The sequence below is a fragment of the Paenarthrobacter aurescens genome, from assembly GCF_025421775.1.
GTDB classification, from domain to species: domain Bacteria; phylum Actinomycetota; class Actinomycetes; order Actinomycetales; family Micrococcaceae; genus Arthrobacter; species Arthrobacter aurescens_B.
The window spans coordinates 322,889-347,476 of the sequence record NZ_JAOEFX010000001.1; the positions used below are offsets into that span (position 1 = coordinate 322,889).

Here is a 24,588-nt window from a genome sequence, read left to right on the forward strand (position 1 = left end):
TTTCGCTCCATGCTCCGCGGCCTAGGCTTGCCGCTGTGAAAAGTGATTTTCCTTTGTCGATCTTATCCGTCGCCCGTTCCAAACCCGCGGGTAACCACCCTCCTCAGCGGTTTGGGCCGTTACCGCCTTGGTGAGAGAATTGATAGAGGCCTATGGAGCGTGATGATTCAGTTGTGACACGAGAAAACAGTCCCCTGCAGCAAGTGCCCGGGGAACCGGACGCTGTTTCCAGCGACCCCGAAGTCCACAGCATCACTGATGCCGCTGCGGCGCACTCTGAAGACATGCGTGAGCGCATGATCAAATACGCGGTGGCAATGGGCATCCGCATGGTCTGCATCATCCTCATCTTCGTGGTGGACGGCTGGTTCAAGGTCATTGCCATCGCCGGAGCGGTGTTCCTTCCGTGGATTGCCGTGGTGATAGCCAACGGCAACGACAAAGCCGAGGACCACAGTGAGTCCTTGCTGGACGATGTGGCAGTGCCTGAAATCGAACGCTCCCCCCAGCAAGAAGAACAAGAACCAGTGGACGCCCCAACGGTTCTCCAAGGCGAACTGGTGGATGACGAACCACCAAGCAAACCAGCTGGCCCCACGATGGGCCACAGCAGCGAGGCCGGGAACCCCGGCGATGAACGGGCGGCTTCATGAACATCTTTAACCTTGGCAGCCATGGTTTGGCTGGCCAGGAGTCCGAGCGTGCCACCGGCCCGGCAGTGTGTTCACGTAAGGGATGCCGTGTCCACGCCGAATGGCAGCTTTTGTGGAACAACCCCCGCATCCACACTCCGGATCGGCGCAAAGTGTGGCTTTCCTGTGGAGATCACCGGGAATGGCTTGAGGACTACCTGCAGACCCGTGGCCTGTGGAAGGAAACAGTCCCCTTCACGGATGAGACGACGGCGAACGAGGCTGGCTGAATGTACCGTTTCCTTTTCTCCAGCAAGTGGCTGGGGTATTTCGTTCTGGCCGTCATCTTCGCCACAGCGTGCGTCTTCCTGGGCCGCTGGCAGATGGACCGCAGGGCCGAGACCCTGGCCGAGATCAATCGTGTGGTGAGTAACTACTCTGCCACGCCTGTCCCCTACACCGAGGTCAAGGACCAGTTCGACGCCTTGGACCCGGAACGGGAATGGACCCAGGTTCAATTGCGCGGTACCTACGACCTTGAAGGTCAGCGGGTTGTCCGTAACCGGCCGCTCAACGGACAGCCGGGCTACGACGTCGTAGTTCCCTTCCGCCTCACCACCGGCGAAGCGGTGGTGATTGACCGCGGCTGGCTGCCGATTGGCAACAACACTCCCGGACGCCCCGACGTCGTTCCGGCACCGCCAACGGGCGAGGTAACGGTGATAGCGCGGCTCAAGCCTGCCGAACCGAAGCTGGACCGCGGCGCGGTGGAAGGTCAGCTGGCCTCCATTGACCTGGCCAGCTTCGCAAATGAACTCCCCTACCCCATCGCCACGGGGGCTTACGGGCAACTGGCCAGTGAAGATCCCGGCGTGCAACTGATGCCCACGCCTTTCCCCAAGCCGGCGACGGAAGAGGGAACGCATTTGTCGTATTCCCTGCAATGGTTCGCCTTCGGCGTGCTGATGTTCATCGGTTTTGGCTACGCAGCGCGACAGCAGGCCCGGAATGCGGCCATCGACGCCGAGGATGAAGAGGACGAGCAGATCATCGCCGCGGGTGGAACGCCGAAGAAGCGCGCGCCCGCTCCGCGAAAGAACAGACGGCCAACGTCCGAAGAAGAGGAAGACGCCATCCTTGATGCACAAGGCCACTGAATGATTCCGGATCCCGTACTCAACGTAAAGTCAGCCCTGATTGCCGCCGGAGCCGAGGACACTGTCCGGATCTTTGAGGACAAGGTCCCGACGGCGGCAGCCGCCGCCTCCGCGCTCGGTTGCGATGTCGCGGCGATCACCAACAGCCTGATCTTTGAGCTGGACGGCCAACCACTGCTGATCCTGGCCAGCGGTGTGGCCAAGGTTGATACAGCATTGGTTGCAGCACAGTTGGGCACGGGCAAGATCCGCCGCGCCACGTCGGAATTCGTGCTGGTACATACCGGCCAGGAAGTAGGCGGAGTGGCGCCAGTGGGCCACCCAGAGAAACTGCGCACCATCCTGGACACCTCGCTTCAAGAACACCCTCTGCTATGGGCGGGAGCGGGAGACCACAACTCCATGTTCTCCATCAACTACGAAGAACTGGCACGAATCACGAGCGCGGAACCCCTGCAGGTTCGATAAATCGCATGGGGTGACTTGGTCACCAGCGGAGCGACGCGCTCGATGTGCGTAGCGTGCGTCCAAGCGAGGAACGAGCGAGCACGCGGCACATCAAGCGTGCCGCGCAGCGGACGCAACAACAGCGCGCAGCGGACGCAAGCACCGCCAACGGCCCGCCCAGCGAGGGCTAAGCCAGCGTGATCAAGTCCAAGTAGTCCTCGTTCCAGTGATCCTCCACACCGTCCGGGAGCAGTACAACGCGCTCCGGATTCAGTGCGGACACTGCACCCTCGTCGTGGGAGACCATGACGACGGCGCCACTGTAGTTCTTGAGGGCCCCCAGGATTTCGGCACGGCTGGCCGGGTCCAGGTTGTTGGTGGGCTCATCCAGGAGCAGAACGTTGGCGCTGGAGGCCACGATCGTGGCAAGGGCCAATCGGGTCTTCTCACCGCCTGAAAGAACGCCCGCGGGCTTGTCCACGTCGTCACCGGAGAACAGGAACGAGCCCAAGATGCCACGGACTTCGGCATCTTTCATGTCCGGAGCTGAAGACCGCATATTTTCCAGGACAGTGCGGTCGACGTCGAGTGTCTCGTGTTCCTGGGCGTAGTAGCCCACCTTGAGGCCATGCCCCGGAATGATGTCACCAGTGTCCGGTTTGTCCACTCCGGCCAGCATGCGCAGGAGCGTGGTCTTGCCGGCACCGTTGAGGCCAAGGATGACTACCTTGGAACCGCGGTCGATGGCCAGATCCACGTCTGTGAAGATTTCCAGCGAACCGTAGGACTTGCTGAGGCCCTCGGCGGTCAGAGGGGTCTTGCCGCAGGGAGAGGGATCCGGGAAGCGGAGCGCGGCCACGCGGTCGTTTTCACGCACAGCTTCCAAACCGCTCAGGAGCCGCTCTGCACGCTTGGCCATGTTCTGGGCCGCCACGGCCTTGGTGGCCTTGGCACGCATCTTGTTGGCCTGGTCGATCAGGACCTGGGCCTTCTTCTCGGCATTGGCGCGTTCACGCTTTCTGGCGCGTTCGTCCGTTTCGCGCTGGAGCAGGTAGCGCTTCCAGTCCATGTTGTAATAGTCGATTTGGGCGCGGTTTGCGTCCAGCAGGAAGACCTTGTTCACAGTGGCTTCGAGGAGCTCCGTGTCGTGACTGATCACGATCAAGCCACCCTGGTGGTTCTTCAGGAAGTCGCGGAGCCAGGTGATGGAGTCCGCGTCAAGGTGGTTGGTCGGTTCGTCGAGGAGCAAGGTCTCCGCGTCGGAGTAGAGGATCCGGGCCAACTCCACGCGGCGGCGCTGGCCACCGGAAAGGGTCTTCAACGGCTGGTTGAGGAGCCGGTCCGGCAGTGCAAGGTTGGAGGAGATCGCGGCGGCTTCAGCCTCCGCGGCATAGCCTCCGCCCGCCAGGAATTCAGATTCCAGGCGGTCATAGCGGTTCATGGCTTTGCGCTGCACGGCTGCGTCTTCACTGGCCATTTCCTCGTGGGCCTTCTTGAGCTTGCCCACCACCACGTCCAAGCCGCGTGCGGAAAGAATGCGGTCGCGGGCCAGCTGCTCCATGTCCGGGGTGCGGGGGTCCTGCGGCAAGTAGCCGATCTCGCCGCTGCGGGTCACCTTTCCCCCGGCGGGAAGGCCTTCGCCTGCGAGGACCCGTGTGAGCGTGGTCTTGCCGGCGCCGTTACGGCCGACGAGCCCGATCTTGTCCCCTTTATCCACCCGGAAGTTGACCTGATCCATGAGCAGGCGTGCGCCGGCGCGGAGTTCGAGATCCTGGACGGTAATCAATTCGGGTGATGCCTTTCAATGGGGAACGCTCGCGGGGACCGGTGGGCCCGATATGTGCGGCGGGTGCGGCCGTGAGAACAGCCTGTTCAAGTCTACCGGCATGAGGGCTTTGGGCTGACATCGCCCCCTTAACCGGGAAAACTGTGCCACTCACCAAAGATCTGGGCGGTTGCGTTGTGGAGAGGCTCCAAAAAACGGGTTCGGCGCTGTCCGTATTCTCATCAACGGGGGAACACGAACCTTCATCGCATCGCATCACACCTGATTGGACCCGTCATGAGTAACACTGACTCTGCCACTGCGCTGCGGACCGCAGCCTCCCGCAAACGCTGGTCGCCTACCGACCTCGGCCTTATAGCCGTTTTCGCGGCCCTTGTGGCAGCCTCCGCAATAGTTCCCGGAATTCCGGTCGGCGCCCTTGGCGTGCCTATCACCTTGGTGACCCTGACCGTGATGCTGAGCGGACTGGTGCTGGGCGCCGGCCGTGGATTCGCCGCCGCCGGACTTTACGTGCTGCTCGGTTTTGCCGGACTGCCGATCTTCAGTGGTGGCCGCAGCGGGTTGGGCATTCTTGCGACCCCCTCCGCCGGTTACATCATCGCGTTCCCGTTGGCGGCCGCAGCAACCGGCTACCTCGCGGGGGTGGTGATACGCAGGACGATCAAGTTCCGTGCGCTCTGGCTCTTTGGGGCCGCAATGGTGAGCAGCATCGTCATCATCCATGGGCTGGGCGTCCTGGGCATGATGGTCAACGCCAAACTGGACTTCACCAAGGCTTTCATCGCCGACCTCGCGTTTGTCCCCGGAGATATCCTCAAGAACGTGCTGGCTGTCATCATCGCGATGGCTATTCATAAGGCCTTCCCGGACGTCCTGGTACGTCGGGTCAAGTAAAAGCGGGAACAATCAATCCATGAATTCGATCAGTTTCAGCAGGGTCTCGGTTCGCGTCGCGGTCGATGGCAGCGACGCGCCGAAGACTTTGCTGAGCGACATTTCCCTTGACCTGGCGGAGCGCCGGATCGGCGTCATCGGCGCCAACGGCTCCGGAAAGTCAACGCTTCTGCGGCTACTGAACGGCTTGGTTGAACCGAGCGAGGGATCCGTTGTGGTCCACGGCGACGACACTGTTGCAGCAGTCCGCCGTGTTCGCAGCAATGTGGGTTTCGTCTTTACCGATCCCCTCTCACAATTGGTGATGCCTACGGGGCGGGAAGACGTTGAGCTGTCGCTTCGCCGTTCCATCCGGAATTCCAAGGAGCGGGCTGCCCGCGCCGAGGCAGTCCTGGACCGCTTCGGCCTCCTGCCCCTGGCAGATCAAAGCATCTACGAACTATCGGGCGGCGAAAGGCAATTGCTGGCCCTGGCCGCAGTCCTGGCCGTTAATCCCACCGTTTTGGTACTCGACGAACCGTCCACCCTCCTGGACCTTCGGAATCGGGAGCTCCTGCGGCGGACCTTGGCCGGACTCGACCAGCAGGTCATCATGTCCACCCACGACTTGGACCTCGCGCTTGATATGGACCGGGTCTTGGTGGTGGAGTCCGGACGCATCGTGTTCGACGGCGGCGCGGCCGAAGGCGTTGCCCGTTACCGCGCGTTGTGTGCGGCTGCGGTGGACAGTGCTACGGAGGACAGTGCTAAGGAGGACTGTGCAGCTATGGACAAGCGCTGGTTGGGTGGCGTGCAGAAGTGAGGGGCAACAGCTTCCTGATTGCGAACTACGTCCGTGGAAATTCGATCATCCACCGCACTCCCCTATGGCTGAAGTTCCTTGTGGTCGCTGCTTGCGGAACGGCGTCATTCCTGATCGTGGACTGGTCAGTCTCCCTTGTGATCCTTGCCATAATGTGTGGCCTGTTCCTGCTCAGCGGTGCCGGACTCCGGCGGCTGCTGAGGGCCATCTGGATCGTCACACCCATCCTGGTAGTGATCGGCCTTTTCCAGTGGTGGCAACTGGGCGGACCCACCGCTGCCCGCATTGTGCTGAACGTGCTGGTGTGCGTTGTTGCGGCCTCGGTCCTCACCGCGACTACTCCTGTGCAGGAGCTGCTTGACGGCGTGGTTGCCATCGCCAGGCCGTTCCGGCGTTTTGGTGCCGATCCTGAACGTTTTGCCCTGACCATCGCGGTGATGCTCAGAAGCATCCCCTTTATTGCCGGCGCCTTTTCAGACGTGAGGGACTCAGCACGTGCGCGGGGACTGGAGCGCAATCCCAGGGCGCTCGTCCTGCCGGTCTTCATCACTACCGTGGCCTACGCCCGGCAGACCGGCGATGCGTTGGCTGCACGGGGTTTGGGTGAGCCGGATGACGCTGCTTCCGGAAACTAGAGCCGCGAGTACTGCATCAGCGCGGCGGTTCCCATGCCACCAGCAATGCTTATCATCGCCAAAGCCAGGGGGCTGTCTCCCTGGATGGCGTGGCGGCTGCGTGCTTGGGCCAACAACCGAGTCACCAGGACAGCCCCGGATGCGCCGAAGCCGTGTCCCAAGGCCAGGGCGCCTCCTTCGAGGTTGGCCCTCTCAGGGTTGATTCCCAGGTGGTCCAGGCATGCAATGGTCTGTGAAGCGAAAGCTTCGTTGAACTCGACCAGATCCACGCTGTTGGCGGCCACGGAGTGATTCGTCAGGAGCCGCTCCGCCGCATACGCTGCGCCGATACCGAGGAGCTCCGGGTCCACACCGGCGGTGTCGCACCCCAGTACCAGCAAACCGTCTGGCGCACCCAGGATGCGTGCGCGCCTGAGCGACGTGATGACGACGGCGGACGCTGCGTCGGCGTCGAAGCATGAGTTCGCTGCTGTGACGGTTCCGCCGGGCACGAACGCGGCCGGAAACCGCGGCATCATGGATGCCCGCAGCGAAGCCTTGGGGCCGTCGTCGGAATCCACCAGCTTTCCGTTGCTCTTCAGGGGAACAATTTCGCCCTCAAAGCTTCCCGCCCTGACGGCTTCGACCGCACGTTGGTGGCTCAGGAGCGCGTACTCGTCCTGCCTCTCCCGCGTCACGCCAAACGCGCGGGCAACGTTCTCTGCAGCTACCCCCATGTCGGGGTCGCCGAACTGTGGCGGCACAAAGGTGGCGCGGGAGTAGAAGTCGAGTTCGCCGTCGTCGAGCCTGTTGGCACGGGCGGGTGCGGTACTGATGCTCTCGACACCGCCGGCGAGATACAGGGTGTCGCTGCCTGCGGCAACCAACCTCGACGCCAACGCAACAGCGTCAAGGCCTGAACCACACTGCCGGTCCACCGTCAGGCCAGGTACGGTGACGGGAAGTCCGGCTTGCAGCGCGGCAAACCTGGCCACATTCCCGCCGCCACCTACGGCGTTTCCGATGATGACGTCGTCCACATCGGCAGGGGCCACATCCACTGAATCCAGGAGCGTAGCCAGGACCGGTGCCAGGAGATCGGCCGCGCGTAGGTGTTTCAACGTGCCATGGGCACGACAAATCGGCGACCGGCGGGCCGCGATAATCACCGGTTGCCGGGATTCGTCGATCCGACGGCTGGACGTATCGACGTCAGCCAAGGGGTTGCGCCCGGGGATCATGGTTCTTGATCCAGTCGAGGAGGACCTTCCGGCTGATCTTCCCGCGATCCGTCAGGGGCAGTTCCGCCAACAGGTAGTACTGTAACGGCCGTTTGTCCCTTGCCAGGAGACCGTCCAGCCCGCTACGGAGTTGGGTTGCGGTGACGGCACCATAGGCAGGTACGACGCCGGCAATCACCTTGTGGCCGCGAATGTCGTCTGGCGCCCCGGCGGCCACTGCAGCCTCTATGCCGGGAACGGAAGCGAGGGCGAGTTCAACTTCATGGGGGTAGACGTTCTTTCCCGAGGTGATGATCATGTCCGACCGGCGGCCAAGAATGTGCAGGGTGCCGTTGTCCAGGAAGCCCTGGTCCCCTACCGTGTACCAGCCGTCGAGGCACCGCAGGGCGTGCCCGTCATCCCCCCACAGATAGCCATTGCTGACCATCCCGCTGCGGACGCTGATGTTTCCGTGCCGACCGTCCGGGAGGGGGCGGCCTTCATCATCGAGGATGCTTAGTTCCACGCCCGGGAAAGGCAAGCCAATCCCGGTGCCACCAGCATCCAGTGTTTCACCGGCGGCCAGATGGGTGCCGGACACGAAGCTCAACTCGGAAGCACCGTAGTACTCGTAGATAGCCGCATGGGGCGCCCACCGCCGTGCTGCCTCCAAGGTCCTGGCATCCAGTTTGGAACCGGCGCAAATGATGCTTCGGACGCCGGATGCATCCACATCACCGGCGAGCCCCCGCTCGCTGAGCAACCGCAGCATGGTGGGTGCCAGGACAAGCCGTGTGATGTCGTCGTGGATGATGGCAGCGTGGGCATCACCAACGTCGAAGGATTCCAGCGTGTGGAATGCAGCTCCGGCATAGAGGCATTCCGAAAGGGCGTAGAGATTCAAGCTGGCGGAAAGTGGTCCCGGCGCCAAGGTCCGGTCATCCTTCGTGAGGCCAAAAAACTCGATGGACGCGTCGAAGGACACCCGCCAGGAGCGTCGCGAACGCGTGAATGCTTTTGGTATGGAAGTAGTACCGGAGGTAAGGCCGATCAAGAACGTGCTGGAGGGCTCCCCATCCACGAGTTCCACGTCGGATGCAGTGCCCGTCCCCGCCAGCCGGCAGGTGACTTCTTCAATCAAGGGTTCGGGCCATTCGGGATCCAGCACCGCACAACGACGCTCCCCCGCCACGGCCGCCACATAGCGTTCCACGAAGTGGCTGGAGTTCGGATCGGAGAGAACAGTAGTGTCCACCGAGTCGCCAAGCAGCGCGGTTGCGGCATCGCGGAGTCCGGCCCAGGTGAGCCGGCTGCTGCCCACAACGACGGCGGTGTCGTGGGGGCGCTCATCGGCCCAGAGCTGAAGTTTGTCCAGGAAAGGCATCCAGCCAATTTTACGGCAGTGTCCGGCCCCGGGCACCAAAAGTGACGTCTATTCTGACTGTATGAGTTTCAATGACGGCGCACAGCTTGACCCCTCCCAGGTGGAGGACCGACGTGGCAGTGGAATGGGCCGCGGGACCAAGATCGGCGGTGGCATCGCCGGCGGGATCGTGGTGCTGCTGCTGGCACTGTTCGGCATCAATCCCAATATCCTTGGAGATCTGACAGGCAGCGGAACCCAGCCGCCCGCCGTCGAAAGTGGCGGCGCCGGCGGTGTCCAGGAATGCCAGACCGGAGCTGACGCGGACAAACGGTTGGACTGCCGGATCACCGGAACGGTGAACAGTCTCAACGCTTTCTGGCCGGACTACCTGGCGGACTACAACGTCCAGTACCCGCGGCCCAAGACCGTCATCTTCAGTGAGGCCACCAACACCGGGTGCGGTGCAGCTACCAGCGCCGTGGGTCCGTTCTACTGCCCTGCGGACACCACGGCCTATTTTGACCCTGGCTTCTTCGACGAACTGGTGACCCGCTTTGGTTCCTCCGGAGGACCGCTGGCACAGGAGTATGTGGTGGCCCACGAGTTCGGACACCATGTCCAGAATATTCTCGGAAACCTGGACCAGGCACAGCAGGATCCCCAAGGTCCGCAGTCGGGCGCCGTCAGGGTGGAGCTGCAGGCTGACTGCTATGCGGGTTTGTGGGTCAGGCACGCAACGACGCAAACGGACGCCAGCGGTAAACCCTTCCTTGATCCCCTGACTGAGCAGGATCTGCAGGATGCGCTCTCCGCCGCTTCCGCCGTCGGCGATGACCGCATCCAGGAGGCGGCAACGGGTCGTGTCTCTCCTGAGTCCTGGACGCACGGCTCCAGTGAGCAGCGGCAGAAGTGGTTCTATCAGGGGTACACCACCGGAGACATCAACAAATGCGACACCTTTGGTGTGGCTGCGCCCTAAGGCATCACGGCACGAAAAAGGAAGGGTTCCGGGTGATATGCCCGGAACCCTTCCTTTACCCGTTTAGCGGGCGAATGCTGATCAGATGTTGAAGCCGAGGGCCCGCATCTGGTCCTTGCCGTCGTCGGTGATCCGCTCGGGACCCCATGGAGGCATCCATACCCAGTTGAGGCGCCAATCGTCAACGACTCCGTCGAGGGACTTGCCAACCTGCTCTTCAAGCACGTCCGTCAGCGGGCACGCCGCCGTGGTCAGTGTCATGTCAATCAGGAGGGCACCGTCGTCATCGGAGTACTTGAGGCCGTAGAGAAGGCCCAAGTCCACGATGTTGACGCCGAGTTCCGGGTCAATCACGTCCTTGAGCGCTTCCTCGACGTCCTCGAGGCTGGTACGCGCCACATTGATGTCGGTCATGGAACGATCCTAACTAGGCCTGTACGGCCGGAGCAACGGCAACGCCGGCGCCTGGAGCGTAGCGGTCGTAGCCTTCATCTTCGAGGCGGTCGGCGAGCTCGGGGCCGCCCTCTTCAACAACCTTGCCGTCAACAAACACGTGGACGAAGTCCGGCTTGATGTAGCGCAGGATGCGGGTGTAGTGGGTGATGAGCAGCGTGCCCATGTTGCCCTCTTCGTGTGCACGGTTGACGCCCTCGGAAACAACCTTCAGAGCGTCGACGTCAAGGCCGGAGTCGGTCTCGTCCAGGATGGCGAACTTCGGCTTGAAGAGTTCCAGCTGCAGGATTTCGACACGCTTCTTCTCGCCACCGGAGAAGCCTTCGTTGACGTTGCGCTGAGCGAAGTCGGCGTCGATGCGAAGCTGCTGCATGGCAGCCTTGACGTCCTTGGTCCAGGTACGCAGGGCCGGTGCTTCGCCGTCGATCGCGGTCTTGGCAGTGCGGAGGAAGTTGGTCATGGTGACGCCGGGAACTTCCACCGGGTACTGCATGGCCAGGAAGACGCCTGCACGGGCGCGCTCGTCGACGCTCATCTCGAGGACGTCTTCGCCGTCCAGCGTGATGGTGCCGCTGGTGACGTTGTAGCGCGGGTGACCGGCGATGGTGGAGGCGAGGGTTGACTTGCCCGAGCCGTTGGGGCCCATGATGGCGTGCGTTTCACCGGTCTTGATGGTGAGGCTGACGCCCTTCAGGATCTCCTTGGTGCCCTGCTCCGTCTCGATGCTGACGTGCAGGTCCTTGATTTCAAGAGTTGACATGCTCTTCTTTCTTTCCGTTCGTAAGTCTGGCGGTACTGGGCGCTCAGTAGTTGTCTACCGAGGCGCCGTTCACAACGTTGGTCACGTCCACGTAAACGTCGTCTCCGTCGATGGTGACGGCGAAAACCGGGACGGGGTCGTAAGCAGGCAGCTGGAGAGGCTGTCCGCTGCGGAGGTCGAACTGGGAACCATGTCCCCAGCATTCGATCGCGCAACCTTCAACCTCACCCTCGGACAACGAGATGTCCGCGTGCGAGCAGGTATCGGCGATGGCGTGGATGTCGCCCATCGAATCCTTGACGATGGCTACGGGATAGTCATCAATCAGGACGCGCAGCGCTTGCTTGACCTGGATGTCATTGGCGTTGCATACCAGTTCGCCCTTGGTTTCTTCACTCATTGTTGTTCTGCCTGGCCTGTCCTAGTTGTCGGTCGCGGCGAGTTCGCGCTCAACAGCTGCGGTCAGGCGATCTTCGATGGCCGGGACCTTGATCTGCTGGATGATCTCGTTGAGGAAGCCTCGGACCACCAGGCGGCGGGCAACCTTTTCCGGGATGCCGCGGGCCATGAGGTAGAACAAGTGCTCGTCATCGAAACGGCCGGTGGCGCTGGCGTGGCCTGCACCTTCGATCAGACCGGTTTCGATTTCGAGGTTCGGGACCGAGTCCGCGCGGGCACCGTCCGTGAGGACCAGGTTGCGGTTGGCCTCGTAGGTATCAGTGCCTTCGGCTTCCTTACGGATCAGGACGTCGCCAACCCACACGCTGTGGGCATTGCGGCCCTGCAGGGCACCCTTGTAGAGGACGCGTGACTTGCAGTTGGCCACAGCGTGGTCAACGAAGAGGCGCTGCTCAAGGTGCTGTCCAGCATCCGCGAAGTACAGGCCGAACATTTCGACGTCAGCGCCCGGCGCGGTGAAGCGCGTGGACGGCGTGACGCGTACGAGGTCGCCGCCAAGGCTGACCACGATGTGCTTGAACTTGGCATCGCGGCCAATCTTTGCCTGCTGCGATGAAGCGTGAACAGCGTTGTCTGCCCACTCCTGCAAGGACACAACGGTCAGTTCAGCGCCGTCCTCGACGATGATCTCCACGTTCTCGGAGACAACGGCGGTGCCCTGGTGGTCCAGGACCACAACGGCCTTGGAGAAACGCTCTGCCACAATCACGATGTGCTGGGCAGACGGTGACTCCCCGGCGCCGGTGATCAGGACCGAAACTTCGCTGTCGGCCTGCAACTCGGCAGGCACGGTGACGACCGTGGCTTCGGCAAAGTTCTCCCAGGCGTTGGCGGACACGAGGTCCTCCGGGATGGCTGCCTGGCCAATGCGCTTGTCATCGCGGCCAACGGTTTCAACAACGACGCCGGCAGGTGCGGTAACGCTGACAGCCGGAGCCGCGCCGTTAAGGACGTCGGTGTGCAGCCCACGAAGCCGCTTCAGCGGGGTGAAGCGCCAGTCTTCCTCAAGTCCGTTCAACGGCTTGAAGTCGGCCATCTTATAGGAGGTGAGACGCCCGGCACGCGAGCTGTCCGGGATGCCTACGCCGCCACCATGCGAGTGGCTCTTGGCCGAAGCGCCGGCGAGCGGACCAGCGGAAGGCTGCTCCGACGTCGTGCTGGTGTTCGTTCCGGTGTTCACGGGCGAGAGGTTCTCGCCTTCCTCGGTGAAGCCGTTGATAAACGGCTGGGCCGAGGGCGCGCCGATGCGCGCCTTTTCAGTAGTGATATCAGTCATTGTTAACCGACGGACCCTTCCATCTGCAGTTCAATCAAGCGGTTCAGCTCAAGGGCGTATTCCATGGGCAGTTCACGGGCAATCGGCTCAATGAAGCCGCGCACGATCATGGCCATGGCCTCGTCTTCAGGCATGCCGCGGGACATCAGATAGAAGAGCTGCTCTTCGCTGACGCGGGAAACGGTGGCCTCGTGGCCCATGACAACGTCATCCTCACGGATGTCGATGTACGGGTACGTGTCCGAGCGGGAAATGGTGTCCACCAGGAGGGCATCGCAACGGACCGTGTTGGCCGAGTGCTTGGCGCCTTCACGGACCTGGACCAGGCCGCGGTAAGCAGCACGTCCGCCGCCGCGGGCCACGGACTTGGAAATGATGGAGCTCTTGGTGTTCGGTGCGATGTGCACCATCTTGGAGCCGGTGTCCTGGTGCTGGCCTTCGCCGGCGAAAGCGATGGACAGGGTTTCACCCTTGGCGTGCTCCCCAACGAGGTAGACAGCCGGGTACTTCATGGTTACCTTCGAACCGATGTTGCCATCGATCCACTCCATGGTGGCGCCTTCTTCGCAGATGGCACGCTTGGTGACGAGGTTGTACACGTTGGTGGACCAGTTCTGGATGGTCGTGTAGCGGACGCGGGCGCCCTTCTTCACGATGATCTCCACAACGGCCGAGTGCAGGGAATCCGAGGTATAGATCGGAGCCGTGCAGCCTTCGATGTAGTGAACGTAAGAGTCCTCATCGGCGATGATCAGCGTGCGCTCGAACTGGCCCATGTTTTCCGTGTTGATGCGGAAGTAGGCCTGGAGCGGGATGTCCACGTGGACGCCCTTGGGCACGTACACGAACGAACCGCCGGACCATACAGCCGTGTTCAATGAGGCGAATTTGTTGTCGCCTACGGGAATGATGGTGCCGAAGTACTCCTGGAAGATCTCCGGGTGCTCGCGCAGTGCGGTGTCGGTATCCAGGAAGATCACGCCCTGGGCCTCCAGGTCCTCACGGATCTGGTGGTAGACAACCTCGGACTCGTACTGGGCTGCTACGCCCGATACGAGGCGGCTGCGCTCAGCTTCGGGGATGCCCAGCTTTTCGTAGGTGTTCCGGATGTCTTCCGGAAGGTCTTCCCACGTTGCAGCCTGCTTCTCGGTGGAACGCACAAAGTATTTGATGTTGTCGAAGTCGATGCCTGAGAGGTCTGCACCCCAGGTAGGCATGGGCTTGCGGTCGAAGTACTTCAGGCCCTTAAGCCGCAGATCGAGCATCCATTGGGGCTCGTTCTTCTTCGAGGAGATATCGCGGACGACCTCCTCGTTGAGGCCACGACGGGCATTTGCGCCTACGTCGTTCTTGTCGGCCCAGCCGTACTCGTAGTTTCCGATACCGTGCAGTTCGGGATTCTTTTCCAGAATCTCCGAGATCACAGTGCCTTCGGCTACCGCTTTCTCTGCTATTTGGTCCGTCATCACGGCCTTTCTTGCTGGTTGTTTGATTCCTGGTACGGACTCCCGGACTGCTCTGCGGCATCTGGGGATGCCGTGGCAGCCGGGCGCCCGGTAGGTATGTGGGTGGTGCAAACGTGTCCGCCCTGCGCGAGCGTGGAAAGGCGCCGGACATCGACGCCTACCAGGCGGGAGAAAACCTTGGTCTCGGTATCGCAAAACACCGGGAACTCCGCAGCGAGCCGCTGAATCGGGCAGTGGCCCTGGCAAAGCTGGACGCTGGACAGTGCTGCAGGCAAAGGGGCCTTGGCCTCAATGGAATGAGCTGAGGCAACGAAGCGATCGCGGCTGAGGGCCTTGGATAGGGCCATGGCCCGGGCAGTGATGTCGTCCCCGGCGGCTTCGACCTCCGGGGCGTAACGCCGCTCCATGTCCGAGAAGCGTTCTTCCGCATATTCCCGGACTGCCTCTTCGCCGGCCAGTTCCTGGAGGCGTCGGAGCGCGGAGCTGGCAATGTTCAGGTAGTCATCGCCCAGTGTGGACTGCCCCTGGGAGCTAAGGACGTAACGGCGTGCAGGGCGACCAGCGCCTGAACCTGCCTTTGCTACCCGTTTGACCTCGATGACGCCGCTGCGTTCCAAATGGTCAAGGTGGCGGCGGACTGCAGCCGGCGTAAAGCCGAGAAGGTTGCCAAGCTCCGCAGCACTCACCGGACCGTTCTCGAGCACGGCGCTCAGGACGCGGTCCCTGGTGCGGTCATCCGCGTCCGGCAGCGCAGGCGGGGCAACATAGGCCTCTGCCGCTGCAGCATGCCGCTTTGAGGGCATGGATAGTGGACTGCTCATGGAATACACAACACAATCATGTCGTAATTTGTTTCATGCATCCAGTAAGGCAAGACTGACCTGGCCTGCCCGCCAAGTGTGACCGTACTACTTCACGTAGAATACTTTGGTGCGCTCACCCGAATCCCCTGTCCTCACCATAGACGGACTCATTAAGGATGTTGGCCCTCTGGCCACCCTTGACGGCAAAATGCTCCGGGTGGTCAGCGGACTGTCCCTCGTGGCCGAACGCGGCCAGGTAACCGCCTTGCTGGGGGCAAACGGTGCGGGTAAGACAACCACGCTGGAATGCGCCCAAGGCCTGCAGAAGCGAACTGGCGGCAGCATCTCCCTGCTTGGCGCGGACCCGGATACGGCCGGTGCCGACTTGAGGTCCCGCGTCGGTGTCATGCTCCAGGACGGCGGCCTCCCGCCGTCGGCCCGTCCCATCCCACTGTTGCGGCACGTTGCCGGGATGTACAAAAACCCCATGGATGTTGACGCGCTGGTGGAACGGCTGGGTATCAGCCAATTCAGCAGGACCAGCGTGCGCCGGCTCTCCGGCGGCCAAAAGCAACGCCTGGCTCTGGCAGCTGCATTGGTGGGCAACCCGGAGATCCTGTTCCTCGATGAGCCCAGTGCAGGGCTGGATCCGCAATCGCGCCAGATGGTTTTCGAGCTGATCGCCGAACTTCGCGACGCCGGAATGGGGATCGTCCTGACCACCCACCTGATGGACGACGCGGAGCGCCTGGCCGATTACGTCTACATTATCGACGGCGGCCACAACGTAGTGGAGGGCACCGTCGCGGAACTGCTTCGGCATGACCATGCCACGGATTCCGCCATCACAGACCGGACGCTCTACTTCGACGCGCCGGGCGGACTCGACTTTGCCGGCGCCCTGGGGCCGGGCCTCCAGTTGACCGAGACACGCTCGGGAAGCTACTCCATCACGGGTGCGATCACCCCGAACGACCTTGCAGCGCTGACTGCGTGGTGGGCGGAACGGAACATCATGCCGGCCTCACTCCGCCTGGAAGCCCGTAGCCTTGAAGACGTGTTCCTGGACATTTCCGGAAGGGACCTCCGATGAGCAAGCTGCTCTCCCCCAATGCGGGACCCGCATCGCTGCCTCGCCGCATCATGCAGCAGGGCCGCTATGAGACCATCACCATGCTGCGGAACGGCGAACAGCTGATCCTTGCCATTGTCCTGCCCTTGATGGCATTGGTGGGACTGGTCGTGACTCCCCTCCTGGATGGCTTGGGGGGATCACGTGTTGACATTGCCACACCGGGCATCCTGGCTCTTTGCGCGATGTCCACGGCCTTTACCGGGCAGGGTATTGCTACCGGCTTCGACCGTCGCTACGGAGTTCTCCGGTTCCTGTCCACCACCCCCCTGGGCAGGGGTGGGCTCATCGCCGGCAAGATCCTTGCCGTGCTGGTGGTCCTTTTCCTGCAGGTAGTTGTGGTGGGCGCCATCGCCGGCTTCCTGGGGTGGCAGCCCCGGCCCGAGGCTTGGCTCCCTGGCCTTGGACTGCTGGTTCTCGGTGCCGCCGCCTTCACCGCCCTGGGACTGCTGGTAGCGGGCACGGTCCGCCCCGAGGCAACGCTGGCCATCACTAATCTGCTGTGGATCCTGCTGGGTGCGTTGGGCGGAATAGTGGTGCCGTCCGAGCGACTTCCCGGCCTGCTCCAAGGCATCGTCCATGTCCTTCCGTCGGGCGCCCTGGGCCAGGCGCTCCGCGATACTTTCCTCATGGGCGCCGTTCCTTTCCCCGCCGTCCTTGTCCTTCTGCTGTGGACGGTACTCGCCGGCGCCGCAGCCATCCGCTGGTTCAAGTGGAACTAATACAACCGGGCACCAACAACAATGCAGAACTGAGAAGTGAGAAAACTGTGAGCACGGCATCGCGCCTCCCCAAAACCCTTCAGCGGTTCACGTCCAAGTTGCCCACCGAGGTTAATAAGGCCGTCCGCCGTTTGGCTTTGCTGTCACTCATTGGGCAGACAGTCCTGGTAGTGACCGGAGGTGCCGTCCGCCTTACCGCTTCCGGTTTGGGCTGTCCCACCTGGCCGCGATGCACCAATGACTCTTTGGTCAATACACCGGAAATGGGCATCCACGGGTTCATCGAATTTGGTAACCGCCTGCTGACCTTTGCCCTCGCAGCCGTTGCCGCGCTCATGCTGGTGTACTTGTGGAACCTCCGCAAAGAGCGCCGCGACCTGTTCATCCTTGCCCTGGGCCTGCTGGCAAGCATCCCGGCCCAGGCGATCATCGGCGGCATCACGGTGTTGTCCGGCCTCAACCCGTGGGTGGTGGGCCTGCACTTCCTGGTGTCCATGGCTTTGGTGGTCTTCGCGACGCTGCTGGTCAACCGCTCCTACGGCCGCGCCGGACGTTTCATGAACCGCACGTTGCCTCCCCTCCCTGCCATTGCGCGCCCGACGATGCTGGCTGTCGCCGTTTTCTCGGCTGTGTCGGTGATGCTGGGTGTCGTGGTCACTGGCGCGGGCCCTCATGCCGGAGACGCTGACGCGCCCCGAAACGACCTCGACTGGGACCTCTTCTCCCACATCCACGCGGTGCCCGCTTACCTCATTACCGCCGGAACGCTGTTCGCGGTGTACCTGGTGCTCCGCCATAAGATCGACGGTCCGTTCCGAACGGCGGCATACCTGCTGCTGGGCGTGACATTGCTGCAGGCTGTCATCGGTTTCACCCAGTACTACAACGGCATTCCGGCTCTCTTGGTCGGCGCGCACATGTTCGGGGCAGCCGTCCTCATGAGTGCAGCCACCAATGCCGCCGATCTTGCAAAGCACAGCCCGGTCCGTTAGCAGACCTCCCAAGCCGCTCCTACGCCCGGATCAGGAGCGCCGGGTTGGACCGCATGGCCAGAATCGCCGGAAATACGGCGGACAGGGTGCCGCTGACGAGCCCTGCCCCTATGCCCCATGTGGACGCGTACCAAGGAATTACTGACACCCAACCTTCACTGGATGCGTAGGCCAGGACTGCACCCATTCCGGCTGCTGCGCCTGCTGCCCCGCCCAATGCTCCCACCACGGCACCTTCAGTGAGGAACATCGAGGCCAGCACTCCTCGCCGCATGCCCAAGGCAAGGCGCAGGGCAATCTCGCTGGACCGCGCCAACACGCCCATATACATGGTGGTTCCGGCACTGAGGCAGGCCATGGCGAGCAGGATGATGGAGACAATGGCTACCAGCCTGCCGAGGTCTGCATTGATCCCTTGTTTGAGCTCCCGGAGGTCGGCAACCGTTTGCACCTCTACAGTCCCGGGTTCGGCAGGGTTGAGGGCCTTGGGCAGTGCCTCGGCAATGGCTGCCGGCATCCCTGGCCTCGTCCGAAGGACCAGGCTGGCTGCCACGTTGCTGGTCACAGGGTAGGACCCGACTCCCACCATGACCGCTGACGGCAGAACCGGGTCACGGCCCGGCTCATCAATAATCCCCACCACCGGGACCGGCTGGCCATACAGCCACACAACGACGCCGGGACCGGGCTTTGCGATTCCCAGCTGTTGGGCGGCATCCTGGCCCAGAACAGCGACGGGCCCTCCGAATGAGTGGTCCAGCAAGGCAACGTCACCATAGGAGACGGTAGCCCCTTGGAGTCGAAGGTACGCTGAGTCGATAATCCGGACGGCTCCGTTGAAAGCGGGTTGTTCAGGAAAGGACGCAGGCCGGAACGTTGATGGTTGTACCACGGAGGATGAGAGCTCGGCGATGACTCCGGCATCGTGCACGCCGTTCAGTCCCACGGATGCCTTGAGATCGCTTTTGACGGCTTCCCATGATGCATAACCGGCCGCGCGGGTCACCCTGACTTCGTCGCTCGCGGCTGCGTCGATCCGGGCGGATACCTTGACAGAGGCGCTCTCGCTCAGTCCGATGGCCGCAACCAATCCGCCACTGCCAAGGAGGAATGCCATGATCAGCAGAAGGGCCTTGGAGGGACGAACCGTCAGCGCAGACAGCGCGTCGGCAACAACATCAATGGTTTCGTGGCGCCGGCGCCGAACGAGGGCGCCTTGCTTGCTACCCGGACCTGCAGCTGATGATGCGGGAACGGTGTCGGCTCGCCTGCTGTCACCTGTATCCATGACGATCGATCCATCGCGCATCGTGATGATGCGGTCCGCGGCGGCCGCAATGTCCGGATCGTGGGTCACCATGGCCACCGTGGTGCCGGAATCACTGAGCCCACGCAGATGGCGGATGACGATGTTGCCATTGTCTGTGTCCAGGCTGCCCGTGGGCTCGTCCGCGAGGACTACCTTCGGTGCTCCGATCACTGCCCTGGCGATGGCCAGGCGTTGCCGCTCTCCCCCGGACAATAGTGACGCCGGAGTTGCCGCCCTGTGCCCAAGCCCGAATTTCCTCAGAGCGGGCATGACCAGTTGTTTCTGGAGTTCAGGCCCTATGCCTCGTGCGCGCAACCCCAACACTGCGTTGCGGGCCGCGGCGTCACGGCCCACCATATGTGATTCCTGAAAGACGAAGCCAAAGTCATCGGCCCGCCGGTCTGCCCGCGCTCTCCCGTCGAGGTCCGCGACGTTCACGCCCCTGATCCAATAAGCGCCCGATGTCGGGGTGTCCAGAAGACCAAGGACGTTGAGCAGCGTGGACTTTCCCGAACCGGAGGGACCCACTATGGCCACGAATTCCCCCTCATGAATGTCGAGATCCACGTCCACCAGTGCCTTCGTTCCGGGAAACCCCCGGTTTACGCCTCGCAGGCTGAGGATGGGCTGGCGCTGCGCACGCGCTGATGATTCGTGGCCAGGCACAGGTGCACTCATTGAAGCTTCACCTGGTCCCCCACAACCAGACCGTCCACGTCCGCGATGGCCGCCCACCCATCTGCCTGCGCGGTGACTTTGACCTCCAGGCGTCGGGGCTCGCTGTTCCCTTCAACCAGGAGGTACGCTGTCCCGCCGTCCTGGCGAATCGCGATGAGGGGAACGGCGAGGGACTCTGCAACTGCGCTGCCTGCAGTCATGGTGACTGACTGGTCTGCGGCGAATCCCTGTGTCCCCGGCGGCAATGCTACGGTGATGTCTTTTCCGGGGATTTCGCTCTTGCTTTGGTCACCTTCCAGGAAGTTGCTGACCCGCACCACCGCTGTGTCCAGGACCGTTGAGCCGGCCCTGACCGTGACAGGGGTGCCCACCACGAAACTCTCGGATTGGACGACATCTGCACGGGCAACAATGGAGTCGTCAGCAACCCTGATCCTGGCCACGATTCCGTCTTCGGCCAGGATTGAACCGGTGCCGGCGATGGAAGCTACCGTCCCGGTGTCGCCGGGGACTTGGACAAACTCCCGCCAACGAAACATAACGTCCGACGAGTTCGATGGTGCTGCATTACCAGCGTCCTCCTGAGGGAGTGGATCGGGCGCAGCGGGGGCTTTGTACCCTGCGGCTTTGTACCACGATCCCAGTGCCTGCTGAGTGGCCAGGTCGAAGGTTCCTGTTGTGGTGCATGCATACCCGAAGTTCGCCAAGGCCGTTTGGAGGGCTTCAACATCCGGTCCCGAGTCCTCTGGGCCGATGTCCCGATACAACGGCACGCTGCTGGGCAGTATCAGCAGCGGCCTCCCGGAGACCACTGCCAGCACTTCACCGGGAACCACGGCGCTCCCGGCCTCTTTTGCCACGGCCGTCACTACCAGTCTGTCAACACTTTCGGCAGGGCTGGCCTGAAGGGTGGCCTGGGCTCCTGCAATGACTTTTCCGGAAAGAACCACCTGATTGGCCACCGCACGGCGCTCCACCGTTGCCGAAACCGGAACCACCGAGGCCAGGGGCGGCATCGGCTCCGCCACGGCCGTTGTGGACGCCCCGGCCCAGTAGGCGGCACCCAAGCCTGCCAGCACAACGATCACCGCGCCAGGAATCAGCCACCATCGCGGAATACGCCTCATGCCGCGGCGAATCAGCACTGGGTCAGAGTCTTGCATCAGCCACGCCGTGGTCCCGCAGTATTTGCTTGGCGCGTTCCACGGCGGCCGCCTTATCTTCCGCCAAGGCGTTGAGTTCGGCCTGGTGGTCCTTTATCTGTGCTGCTTGGTACTCAGCAAGAATGTCATAAGGTTTCCTGGCACCGCCGCTTGCGTCCTTGCAGTCAACTTCCAGCAGGGCAACACGTATCTCGTCTTCCTTTGTGCCGCTCGACTGCAGGCTCCACGAACCTGGCCCGGTCAGCTTCACACCATTTTGGCCAGGCAATTCTCCCAATCCTGCCGGAAGGTCAAGTACTCGGGGTCGCGCTCCGTGAGCGCCACGGCGTTCCGAGTGATCTGGTTCTGGACTGAAGTCTCACCAACCAAACCCTCCAAGAGTTCGGGCAGTCCGGCCCTTGCCACGGAGTTAGTGCACTTTGTTTCCGCCGCCTGGTGCTCCGCGCTGAGAACAGGGCGCTCGGGTTGCTCGTCCATCACACCAGGAATTTTGCGGATCTCCGGCAGGGCACCGTTCTTCGCCGCCAACTTCCGGGACCATTGTCCATATCTGCCGTCCTGCAGGGCCTTGCCCCCGCCTCCCCAGGGAGCCACCGTGAAGCCCGCTTCTTCAACGCAGTCAAAAATGAGGGAGGCCACGGCAGAATTGACGATGACGTTCTCCCGATCCGAGTACCAGTACGCGCTCATGGGGAGTAGCAGCTCGCCAGTGACTTCATTGAGGGAGGCCCTTGCCGCAGCTCCGGCAGAACGATCAACGGAGGGCAAGGTTACGGCCGGAGTCTCAGTGGGCGATGGTGCCGACGGGGCAGAGCAGGCGGTGTTGGAGATCAACACCGCCATCACCAACATCGCCAACGCCGTTGTGGACACAGTGTTGAAGGTGGGCTCCAAGGAACTAACCCCAGACACTCGTAATTTCATCGTCCCAGTTCCGGGTGGGAGTCATATAGAGACCGCGTAGATCATTCGAAGCGTTACCAGCACGAAAGACAACACTGTCGCCTCTGAAGTTTTGATCAACATAGAAATAGACATATGGCGAGTTGGGATCAGTGGGCGGCCCCACATTGAGGGAACTCGCCTTATCGTTTGCATCCACACCTACGTTGTACGTGACCCAACCGAACGTCCTGGAGGTCCCCGTGAACCAGTAGTTGTCGTAAAGACATACGCGGGCCGTGGAGCAAGCCGGTGCGGCTTGCGCGGCGGTCATTCCGGTCAAGACCGAAGCCGAAGCAACCGTCAGAATCCCGGCTGTACGCAGGAGTGCTTTCACTGTTTTCCCCAATGCTCGTGCGGTGATGGAACAGCTCTGTTCCATCACGAACACTAGGTTGCGCACGGCACCACCTAGATGACTCTTCCGCAAATTAGGTGGCATTTGGACAGGAAATTAGGTGCCCGGAGGACCGAAACTAGGTGCTGCATTGGGCCTCCTAGGTATCGAAGCGCGTCAGGAGGGTCCATTTCCTCATCCGGCATACTTGTCCTATGCAGGCGACGACTGTGTTGGTCGAGGGCGAAAGCGACAGGTTGGCGGTCGAGGCCCTGGCCTTTCGATGTGGCCACGACCTGGCTTCAGAGCGTGTGCAGATCGTGCCGATGGGCGGCGCCACGAGCATCGTTCACTTCCTCGACCGCTACGGCCCGAAGGGAGCCGACCACCGGCTGCTTGGTCTATGTGATGCCGGGGAGTCCCAAGGAATAGCCCGTGCGCTTATCCGCGCCGGTGTCGGATCCGGACCGTTGGAAGAGCGCGGGTTCCACGTATGTGATGCCGATCTGGAGGATGAACTCATCCGATGCCTGGGAATCGGCGCTGTGCTCGAGGTCATCGAAGCTCAAGGCGAGCTGGCGTCATTTCGGCTCCTACAACGCCAGCCATCGCTTCGCGAACGGCCCGTAACAGCGCAACTGCAGCGATTCTTTGGAGGGCGCAGTGGCAACAAGGTCCGCTACGCACCCCTGCTTATCGAGGCGCTCCATGCTGGGCAAGCACCCCCGCCGCTGGCGCGTCTCATCGAATCATTTACGGGGTGATGTGGGACTCTCTGGAGCCCGCGGGAGGTGAGAGAGCGTAGGGCTCAAGCCCGCGGGAGGTGAGAGAGCGTAGGGCTCAAGCCCGCGGGAGGTGAGAGAGCGTCCGTGGCGTGAGGGGAAAAGCGCGACGCCGGCACTGACCGCTAAAACAAAGTGGCGGGTACCGGCGTCGAACGTTGTTGCTTTAAACCTACGGAACCTAGCCACCGACGATCGCGGAGCCAATGAACGGGTCAATGGCCAGTGCGATGAAGAGCAGCGTCAGGTAGCTGATGGAGCCGTGGAAGACCTTCATGGCGCCCTTGTTGGAGACGTCGCCACCCTGTGCGCGCTTGTACAGGGCGTGGCTCTCGTAGAGGAACCAGGCGCCGGCCGCTACAGCCACGATGGTGTAGACCCAGCCGGCACCGCCAACGGGCACCATCAGGAGCGAGCAGGCAACCATGGCCCAGGCGTAGAGAACAACCTGCACCGAAACAACCTTGGCTCCGGCGATGGCACCCAGCATGGGCACCTTGGCGTTGCGGTAATCCTCGCCGTAGCGCATGGAGAGGGGCCAGTAGTGCGGAGGCGTCCACAGGAAGATCACCATGAAGAGCACGATCGCCGGCCACTCCACAGTGTTGGTGACAGCGGCCCATGCGATCAGCACGGGGAAGCATCCCGCCGCGCCGCCCCACACAATGTTCTGGGCGGTGCGGCGCTTCAGGATCATGGTGTAGATGACCACATAGAAGACGATCGCACCGAGGCCCAGCCAAGCGGAAAGGGGGTTGGCGCCGAACCAGAGGATAGCGATGGAAGCCGCCCCAAGAATCCAAGCGAAGATCAGGGCCTCGCGCGGAGTCACCTCGCCGGTTACCAGCGGACGCTTCTCGGTACGGTGCATCAGTTTGTCGATGTCGCGGTCTATGTAGCAGTTGAAGACGCCAGCGCTGCCCGCGGCGAACGCGCCGCCGACCAGCGTGGCCAGAATCAGCCCGATGGACGGGAATCCGCGCTGGGCAAAAATCATGGTGGGCAGGGTGCTGACCAGGAGCAGCTCGATGACGCGCGGTTTGGTCAGAGCCAGATACGCCTTGAACTTACGGGAGATTCCGATGCTTCCCCGGGCCGGGGACGCGTTAAGGGGCGTATCAGTTGTGCTCACGGCGGCAGTCACTCTGTTCTATGCTCTGGGGTTCTCGCAGCGGCTGCCGTCCCGGTCGTCGAAAGCAAACGCGGGCGCATGAACCGCTGGTGGCCTCCAAATATCATACCGTGGCCGGAAGTGGCGCGATGTCCGCAAAATACGTCAATGTTTCAGAATCTTCACTCCCCCGCTGGGCCATCGTGATTCATATAAGGGAATTTCTGTCCAGTTAGTGGGATTCCCTGAGTTCCATGACACGTTTAGGGCTAAGCTGTTGAGCAGATCAGCACACGTTGACGATCC

Annotated in this window: 27 protein-coding genes; 13 read left to right on the forward strand and 14 right to left on the reverse strand. The window is 62.2% G+C overall.

The window, feature by feature from the left end; genetic code table 11:
- Positions 1-152 precede the first annotated feature (152 nt).
- From N7568_RS01535 to N7568_RS01550, 4 genes are read left to right on the forward strand one after another with little or no spacing between them, the layout of a single operon-like run.
- A complete protein-coding gene (locus tag N7568_RS01535; RefSeq protein WP_261608154.1) occupies positions 153-653 on the forward strand; it encodes a DUF3099 domain-containing protein in 501 nt (166 codons plus the stop codon).
- Positions 650-922, forward strand: a complete 273-nt coding sequence (locus tag N7568_RS01540; protein WP_261608155.1) for a hypothetical protein — start codon at positions 650-652, stop codon at positions 920-922. Before N7568_RS01535 ends, N7568_RS01540 begins: the two co-directional genes overlap by 4 nt.
- Positions 923-1,789: an SURF1 family cytochrome oxidase biogenesis protein gene (locus tag N7568_RS01545; protein ID WP_261608156.1), complete on the forward strand. Its 867-nt coding sequence runs from the start codon at positions 923-925 to the stop codon at positions 1,787-1,789.
- Positions 1,790-2,257 carry a YbaK/EbsC family protein gene (locus N7568_RS01550; RefSeq protein WP_261608157.1) on the forward strand — a complete coding sequence of 156 codons (468 nt, stop codon included), beginning with the start codon at positions 1,790-1,792 and terminating at the stop codon, positions 2,255-2,257.
- Between the two features lie 166 nt (positions 2,258-2,423).
- On the opposite strand, the gene N7568_RS01555 is transcribed toward N7568_RS01550, so the two are convergent.
- Entirely contained in the window at positions 2,424-4,022 is a 1,599-nt protein-coding gene (locus N7568_RS01555; protein WP_261608158.1) for an ABC-F family ATP-binding cassette domain-containing protein, read from the reverse strand.
- A gap of 276 nt (positions 4,023-4,298) precedes the next feature.
- On the opposite strand from N7568_RS01555, the gene N7568_RS01560 reads away from it, so the two are divergent.
- From N7568_RS01560 to N7568_RS01570, 3 genes are read left to right on the forward strand one after another with little or no spacing between them, the layout of a single operon-like run.
- On the forward strand, positions 4,299-4,916 hold the full coding sequence (locus N7568_RS01560; protein ID WP_261608159.1) for a biotin transporter BioY: 618 nt from the start codon (positions 4,299-4,301) through the stop codon (positions 4,914-4,916).
- A gap of 19 nt (positions 4,917-4,935) precedes the next feature.
- On the forward strand, positions 4,936-5,718 hold the full coding sequence (locus tag N7568_RS01565; protein WP_261608160.1) for an energy-coupling factor ABC transporter ATP-binding protein: 783 nt from the start codon (positions 4,936-4,938) through the stop codon (positions 5,716-5,718).
- Positions 5,715-6,353 (forward strand): energy-coupling factor transporter transmembrane component T family protein, encoded by a 639-nt coding sequence (locus tag N7568_RS01570; protein ID WP_261608161.1) that lies wholly within the window; start codon positions 5,715-5,717, stop codon positions 6,351-6,353. The genes N7568_RS01565 and N7568_RS01570 overlap by 4 nt, the downstream gene beginning before the upstream one ends.
- Here N7568_RS01570 and N7568_RS01575 read toward each other — a convergent pair.
- Together N7568_RS01575 and N7568_RS01580 are read right to left on the reverse strand one after the other, a co-directional pair.
- Entirely contained in the window at positions 6,350-7,573 is a 1,224-nt protein-coding gene (locus tag N7568_RS01575; RefSeq protein WP_261608162.1) for a thiolase family protein, read from the reverse strand. The genes N7568_RS01570 and N7568_RS01575 overlap by 4 nt on opposite strands.
- Complete coding sequence (locus tag N7568_RS01580; protein ID WP_261608163.1) at positions 7,545-8,936, reverse strand: class I adenylate-forming enzyme family protein; 1,392 nt, start codon at positions 8,934-8,936, stop codon at positions 7,545-7,547. Before N7568_RS01580 ends, N7568_RS01575 begins: the two co-directional genes overlap by 29 nt.
- Before the next feature lie 61 nt (positions 8,937-8,997).
- Here N7568_RS01580 and ypfJ point away from each other — a divergent pair, with 61 nt between their 5' ends.
- Entirely contained in the window at positions 8,998-9,897 is a 900-nt protein-coding gene (gene ypfJ, locus N7568_RS01585; protein WP_261608164.1) for a KPN_02809 family neutral zinc metallopeptidase, read from the forward strand.
- An 81-nt stretch (positions 9,898-9,978) separates the two neighbouring features.
- On the opposite strand, the gene N7568_RS01590 is transcribed toward ypfJ, so the two are convergent.
- From N7568_RS01590 to N7568_RS01615, 6 genes are read right to left on the reverse strand one after another with little or no spacing between them, the layout of a single operon-like run.
- Positions 9,979-10,311: a metal-sulfur cluster assembly factor gene (locus N7568_RS01590; RefSeq protein ID WP_159699704.1), complete on the reverse strand. Its 333-nt coding sequence runs from the start codon at positions 10,309-10,311 to the stop codon at positions 9,979-9,981.
- Positions 10,312-10,324: 13 nt separating this feature from the next.
- The gene (sufC, locus tag N7568_RS01595; protein WP_014921882.1) at positions 10,325-11,110 is read right to left on the reverse strand and encodes a Fe-S cluster assembly ATPase SufC; all 786 of its coding nucleotides are present in this window, start codon (positions 11,108-11,110) and stop codon (positions 10,325-10,327) included.
- A gap of 43 nt (positions 11,111-11,153) precedes the next feature.
- Complete coding sequence (locus tag N7568_RS01600; protein WP_011774794.1) at positions 11,154-11,510, reverse strand: non-heme iron oxygenase ferredoxin subunit; 357 nt, start codon at positions 11,508-11,510, stop codon at positions 11,154-11,156.
- 21 nt (positions 11,511-11,531) lie between these two features.
- Positions 11,532-12,845 carry a Fe-S cluster assembly protein SufD gene (gene sufD, locus N7568_RS01605; RefSeq protein WP_261608165.1) on the reverse strand — a complete coding sequence of 438 codons (1,314 nt, stop codon included), beginning with the start codon at positions 12,843-12,845 and terminating at the stop codon, positions 11,532-11,534.
- Between the two features lie 2 nt (positions 12,846-12,847).
- Positions 12,848-14,311 carry a Fe-S cluster assembly protein SufB gene (gene sufB / locus N7568_RS01610; protein ID WP_024821032.1) on the reverse strand — a complete coding sequence of 488 codons (1,464 nt, stop codon included), beginning with the start codon at positions 14,309-14,311 and terminating at the stop codon, positions 12,848-12,850.
- Positions 14,311-15,132 (reverse strand): helix-turn-helix transcriptional regulator, encoded by an 822-nt coding sequence (locus N7568_RS01615; RefSeq protein ID WP_261608166.1) that lies wholly within the window; start codon positions 15,130-15,132, stop codon positions 14,311-14,313. The genes sufB and N7568_RS01615 overlap by 1 nt, the downstream gene beginning before the upstream one ends.
- 109 nt (positions 15,133-15,241) lie before the next feature.
- Between N7568_RS01615 and N7568_RS01620 the strand changes: the two genes are divergently transcribed.
- The 3 genes from N7568_RS01620 to N7568_RS01630 are packed head-to-tail and all read left to right on the forward strand — an operon-like array spanning position 15,242 to position 17,960.
- Positions 15,242-16,207 (forward strand): ABC transporter ATP-binding protein, encoded by a 966-nt coding sequence (locus tag N7568_RS01620; protein ID WP_261608167.1) that lies wholly within the window; start codon positions 15,242-15,244, stop codon positions 16,205-16,207.
- On the forward strand, positions 16,204-16,968 hold the full coding sequence (locus N7568_RS01625) for an ABC transporter permease (RefSeq protein WP_261608168.1): 765 nt from the start codon (positions 16,204-16,206) through the stop codon (positions 16,966-16,968). Before N7568_RS01620 ends, N7568_RS01625 begins: the two co-directional genes overlap by 4 nt.
- 47 nt (positions 16,969-17,015) lie before the next feature.
- Positions 17,016-17,960 (forward strand): COX15/CtaA family protein, encoded by a 945-nt coding sequence (locus N7568_RS01630; protein ID WP_261608169.1) that lies wholly within the window; start codon positions 17,016-17,018, stop codon positions 17,958-17,960.
- A 19-nt stretch (positions 17,961-17,979) separates the two neighbouring features.
- Here N7568_RS01630 and N7568_RS01635 read toward each other — a convergent pair whose 3' ends face one another.
- From N7568_RS01635 to N7568_RS01650, 4 genes are read right to left on the reverse strand one after another with little or no spacing between them, the layout of a single operon-like run.
- Entirely contained in the window at positions 17,980-19,947 is a 1,968-nt protein-coding gene (locus N7568_RS01635) for an ABC transporter ATP-binding protein/permease (RefSeq protein WP_261608170.1), read from the reverse strand.
- On the reverse strand, positions 19,944-21,110 hold the full coding sequence (locus tag N7568_RS01640; protein WP_261608171.1) for a peptidoglycan-binding protein: 1,167 nt from the start codon (positions 21,108-21,110) through the stop codon (positions 19,944-19,946). The genes N7568_RS01635 and N7568_RS01640 overlap by 4 nt, the downstream gene beginning before the upstream one ends.
- The gene (locus N7568_RS01645) at positions 21,097-21,378 is read right to left on the reverse strand and encodes a hypothetical protein (RefSeq protein ID WP_261608172.1); all 282 of its coding nucleotides are present in this window, start codon (positions 21,376-21,378) and stop codon (positions 21,097-21,099) included. The genes N7568_RS01640 and N7568_RS01645 overlap by 14 nt, the downstream gene beginning before the upstream one ends.
- Positions 21,357-21,800, reverse strand: a complete 444-nt coding sequence (locus N7568_RS01650) for a hypothetical protein (RefSeq protein ID WP_261608173.1) — start codon at positions 21,798-21,800, stop codon at positions 21,357-21,359. The genes N7568_RS01645 and N7568_RS01650 overlap by 22 nt, the downstream gene beginning before the upstream one ends.
- Positions 21,801-21,819: 19 nt before the next feature.
- Here N7568_RS01650 and N7568_RS01655 point away from each other — a divergent pair, with 19 nt between their 5' ends.
- Both N7568_RS01655 and N7568_RS01660 read left to right on the forward strand, forming a co-directional pair.
- On the forward strand, positions 21,820-22,074 hold the full coding sequence (locus tag N7568_RS01655; protein WP_261608174.1) for a hypothetical protein: 255 nt from the start codon (positions 21,820-21,822) through the stop codon (positions 22,072-22,074).
- A 530-nt stretch (positions 22,075-22,604) separates the two neighbouring features.
- Positions 22,605-23,153 (forward strand): TOPRIM nucleotidyl transferase/hydrolase domain-containing protein, encoded by a 549-nt coding sequence (locus N7568_RS01660; RefSeq protein ID WP_261608175.1) that lies wholly within the window; start codon positions 22,605-22,607, stop codon positions 23,151-23,153.
- Positions 23,154-23,352: 199 nt separating this feature from the next.
- Here the strand turns inward: N7568_RS01660 and N7568_RS01665 are convergent, their stop codons facing one another.
- The gene (locus tag N7568_RS01665; protein WP_261608176.1) at positions 23,353-24,315 is read right to left on the reverse strand and encodes a heme o synthase; all 963 of its coding nucleotides are present in this window, start codon (positions 24,313-24,315) and stop codon (positions 23,353-23,355) included.
- Between the last annotated feature and the right edge of the window lie 273 nt (positions 24,316-24,588).